Origin of the sequence: Siphonobacter sp. BAB-5405, assembly GCF_002872335.1 — a bacterium.
Classification (GTDB): domain Bacteria; phylum Bacteroidota; class Bacteroidia; order Cytophagales; family Spirosomataceae; genus Siphonobacter.
In genome coordinates, this window is sequence record NZ_NJAG01000068.1 from 1 (window position 1) to 4,542 (window position 4,542).

4 protein-coding genes are annotated in these 4,542 nt (G+C 49.7%); 1 reads left to right on the top strand and 3 read right to left on the bottom strand.

Going from position 1 to position 4,542, the window contains the following annotated elements; all coding sequences use genetic code 11:
• The 3 genes from BWI97_RS25300 to BWI97_RS25310 form a co-directional block, all read right to left on the bottom strand.
• A partial coding sequence (locus tag BWI97_RS25300; protein WP_199182103.1) for a RagB/SusD family nutrient uptake outer membrane protein occupies nucleotides 1-947 on the bottom strand: 947 nt, incomplete at its 3' end.
• A 75-nt stretch (nucleotides 948-1,022) separates the two neighbouring features.
• Nucleotides 1,023-2,012 carry a TonB-dependent receptor domain-containing protein gene (locus tag BWI97_RS25305; protein WP_369826672.1) on the bottom strand — a complete coding sequence of 330 codons (990 nt, stop codon included), beginning with the start codon at nucleotides 2,010-2,012 and terminating at the stop codon, nucleotides 1,023-1,025.
• On the bottom strand, nucleotides 1,904-4,042 hold the full coding sequence (locus BWI97_RS25310) for a SusC/RagA family TonB-linked outer membrane protein (RefSeq protein ID WP_158242846.1): 2,139 nt from the start codon (nucleotides 4,040-4,042) through the stop codon (nucleotides 1,904-1,906). Before BWI97_RS25310 ends, BWI97_RS25305 begins: the two co-directional genes overlap by 109 nt.
• Nucleotides 4,043-4,323: 281 nt before the next feature.
• On the opposite strand from BWI97_RS25310, the gene BWI97_RS28670 reads away from it, so the two are divergent.
• The coding region (locus BWI97_RS28670; protein WP_233208036.1) for a hypothetical protein at nucleotides 4,324-4,542 on the top strand (219 nt) is incomplete at its 3' end.

Below are 4,542 nucleotides of genomic sequence, written 5' to 3' on the forward strand. Positions count from 1 at the left end.
GTCGGATCAGTAATGGCCAGCCCATTGTCCATCGGGAAAGCATCCACCAGATTCTGCGTAGGACTCGTCACGCCCTGACTGGCAGCGGGTGTACCATAGCCAATCGGGGCATTCCAGCTTTCCAGACTGGTGGAATTACCGGACTGTTTAGCCAGAATAACCTCCGCATTTTTCTTAACCGTAAAGATGTTATTGAAGCTAGTCTGAAGGGCGTAGTACTTCAGGTCGATCAGCTCCTGGTTCGCATCCAGTGCTCGCTGCCAGCGGGAAACATCCGTTGTAGTGAAACCCGTGAGTTCTGAACTGGCTCCACCATTAAAAAGCGGACTGGCTGCGTACAGCAAAACCCGTGCTTTCAGAGCCAGAGCAGCACCGCGGGGAATCCGGCCCCATTCAGTATCGGAAATTGGTTCCTGCCGGAGTGTACTCTTCAGAGCATCGCATTCGCTCACAATGTACTCCAGGCATTCCCGGTAGGTATTGCGGGGCAGGGACAAATCATCGGAAATTGTAAAAATGCGGTCACCGACCAGTGGGATCCCGCCGTAACGTTTCAGCAATTCTGCATAAAGCATGGCACGAATGAAACGGGCCTCCGATTTCCAGGTCAGGATACTTTGGGCCGTAGCTGGAACTTTATCAATATTGGCCAGAAAAATATTTGCCCGGCGGATTCCGGCGTAGCTGTTTGCCCAGTAGGGATCCGGGTTGTTGATGGGATTGATGAAGCCGTTGGCGTAAAACCGAACCACCCGGTTATTCCGCGAAGGGATGGCATCATCGGTAGCGGCATCGAGAAAGTCTCCCGGTCCACTGCCAATCCGATTAAATCCCGAAGGTAGATAGTTATACAGATCGTTCAGATTAAACTGAGCTACCGTGGCAAGACGGTCCTGATCATCCCAAACTAGTTCATCCCTGATCCAGTCCCGGGGCTCAGTTTCCACGCGGGAGCAACTTTGTAGAAAAACAGCAAGTAAAAGACCTGTACCTAAAATAGAAACGATTTTCATAAGGGTAGGCTAGAGTTTTAAGTTGATGCCGAGATTAAAAAGCCGCTGCAGGGGATAGGCACCATTATAAGCCTCCGGATCAATACGTTGCATGGAATTAAGGGTAAGGAGGTTCGTACCACTGGCAAATACCCGCAGTGATTTTACCCGGATCCGGTTAATGAGCGTTGTAGGGAGGCTATAGCCGATTTCCAGGTTTTTGATACGCAGGTAATCGCCATTACGAACCCAGTACGAAGAAGTTTCGAAGTTGTTGACGTTCGATCCTACGTTCAGGCGGGGGTAGGAAGCTCCGGGATTTCCGGGTGTCCAGCGGTCCAGGTGTGGTTCGAAAGCCGGTCCAAAACCATTATTCTGAAAGGCCCATTCACTGTTGCCTGACAGGTATATGTCCCGATTGAGGGCCCCCTGAAGTAAAAGGGTCAGATCAAAGGACTTCCAAATAAGGCCCGCTCCCACTCCAAACGGAACCTGCGGTTTGGTACGGCCAATGGGAGCCATATCCAGCTGATTGATGATGCCATCCTGATTTAAATCACGATACTTAATGTCGCCTGGCTGAGGGGTATACCCGATGATGGTCGCAGCCGACTGGATTTCTGTCGCTGACTGGAACAATCCTTCGGCGATGTAGCCAAATCGTTGATTAACGGGCTGCCCTGTACGTTGCATCCAGGAATATTCGCGGAACACCTCGTCAGAGTAGACAGATTTGGAGTATTGAACACCTACCATCGCATTGACGTAATAGCTCAGCTGTTTGTGGGTTCTCTGATAGTTCAGCTGTAGCTCCCAGCCCCGATAGCGGTTGCGGCCAATGTTTTCTTCTGGAAACGTATTACCCAGGATGCTGCTGTTCCGGCCTCTCCGCATCAACAGATCGTAGTAATTCATTTGGTAATATTCCAGAGTAAAGCCCAATCGGTTCTCCCACAAACCACCCTGAAGTCCGGCATTGAGTTTGTTTGCTTTTTCCCAGGTGATATTGTAATTGGCCAGGGGTTGCTCGGTAATCGCCGTATTAGAACCCGCTCCGGTACCAAAAATACACTCGGACTATCGAAATACGTCTGAATGTACCGGAAGTATCCGGGCCGGTCATTACCCGTTTTACCCACCGAAGCAAAGGCTTTCAGGTGCGTAAGCCAGGTGAGGGATTTCATGAATTCTTCCTTGCTAAGATTCCAGCCCAGACCAAATGCCGGGAAGAAACCTACCCGAGTACGACCATCTTCGGGATACCGATTCGACCCATTTACTGCAAACGAAGCTTCTGCAATGTATTTACCGCTGTAATTGTAAGAGAAACGGCCTGAAGTTCCCGTAATCGTATACGGTAAATCCGATCCGCCTACGGCATTGTCCCGGTTGCCTAAAACGATCGCCTGAATGCCGTGCTGACCGAACGCCCGGTCATAACCCAGGGCCAGTTCGAGATAGTCGGCCCGAGACTGAAAATCAATACCGTTGTTGTTTGCCTGGTCACCGTTTACGCCAAATTGCTGGTATACATCGGCTGCCGTTTGCTGGAAGACAGCAAAAGTTTTATTGCGGGCAATATTTTCCGAAAGCGTAGCATAATATGACCCCGTTGCCCGAATCCATAATCCTTTTGTTACTTCATCCAGGGTACGTTTCAGGTAGAAATCAGCCAGCATGTCCCGCTGATAATTTTGCCGATAACCTGATCCGATGGCCTGAGCCCAGATATTATTTTGAAACTGCGTTGTACCGCCATACGTGCCGTTGGGATTGTAGATGGGATATGCATTGTTAGGTGTATTAATCAGAGCACTGAAAATGGAAGAGGTTCCGGTAGTATTGGTGTTTGGAATAACATAACCCGCGTCATTGGAATTCAGAATCCGGCCAAATAGATGGATACCTGCACTGAGTTTTGAGTTTAGATTCAGATCGACATTGGAGCGAACCGTGTATACTTTGAAATCATTATTGGTATTATAGGTGTTGATGTCGCTGGTTCGGAGCAGACCCGTTTGGTTCAGGTGTTCAAGCGATACAAAATACCGGGAAAAACTGTTACCTCCACTGGCACTAAAGGTATAGCGATCCATCCGCGAGGACGGTTTGAGTACCTGTTTCCGCCAGTCTACATCGGGATAACGGAAGGGGTCGCTCCTGCTCCGATACCCTTCCAAATCCTGCTGGGTATAAGCCTCCGGTAAGCCGTCGTTGGTCAGGGCTTCATTGTAGAGGCGGGCGTAATCGTATGAACCCAGCGTTTTAGGCTGGCGAAGGGGTTGCTGAACGGCCGTCTGAGCGGTAAACGAGATTCGGGGGCGGCTGGCAAAACCCTTACGCGTGTTCACCAGCAATACGCCGTTTGAAGAACGTACGCCCAGCATGGCTGTTGCCAGGGCATCTTTTAATACGGTTACAGATTCAATTTCTTCGAGATCAAATACGGTGATATTCCGTGGGATCCCGTCAATGACCACGAGCGGTCCCTGATTACGCAGCGACAGAGCGGTACCGTCGCTACCGGGTTCACCCGAACCCTGGATGCTCCCTAGCCCCGCAAACCGGCCCGGCAGGGCATTCAGAAAAGAAGCCACCGGCATTTTGGTCAGGTCATTGTTGTAGACCGTCTGCGTAGATGCTGCCGTGAGGTCAGACTGCATCTGTGTATTGTTAAGCAGACGTACAGGTTTGAGACGCTGGACCGCCGGGTGTTTAGTACTGACGGTAATGGTGGGGAAACGATCGTCCGAAAGGACGTACGTATTCACCAGGGAACCTAATGCCCGGACTTCCAGTACTTCGTTTTTAGCTCCGGCCAGCGAGCAACTGCCATTGGCATCGGTGGTTTTTGAAATCTTCTGGTTGCGATTGATTAGTGTCAACCCAACCATGGGTTCACCGTTTTCATCAATGAGCAGGGGCGTCACAAACGTAACGGTATCCGTAGCGACTTTTACGGGCTTAACGGTCTGAGCCCGGAGCACTGTCGGCCCACTGACGCCAAGCAGCAAAACAGACAGGAAAAGAGGGGGTACAAGTAATCTCATTAGCATAGCAGGTTACACAGATCAAGCAGAAAAATCACCCGGAACGGGTAGTAATGGTGAAGAAATCCGGAGGAGGACGGGGCAATAACAAGCGGTCTCTTTTCCAGAAACGCGTCAATACGGATAGCATAAGTTTTGGGATAGTCTCGATTTGGAGGATTTTTAATCCAACAAATCATTTGAATAGTTCAAAACTATTGAATAGCTTGGGGGTATGTAGGGGCATTTTTCGTCTAAAACAGGGTATAATCCTGCATCTGCATGAAAGAATCCCCTCTGGAATGAATCAGCATTACCTAATCACATCACTTCTGCACCTTTTTTCACGCATGTATCGGCTTTTCGCCTGCCTGCTACTTTTCGCTTGGCTAAGCAACTGCCTCCTGATGGGGCAATCACTCAAGTATCGATTTGAGCATATTACGGTCAATGAGGGTTTATCGCACAGCGATGCCATGACCGTGATAGAAGATCATAAAGGATTTTTATGGATAGGAACC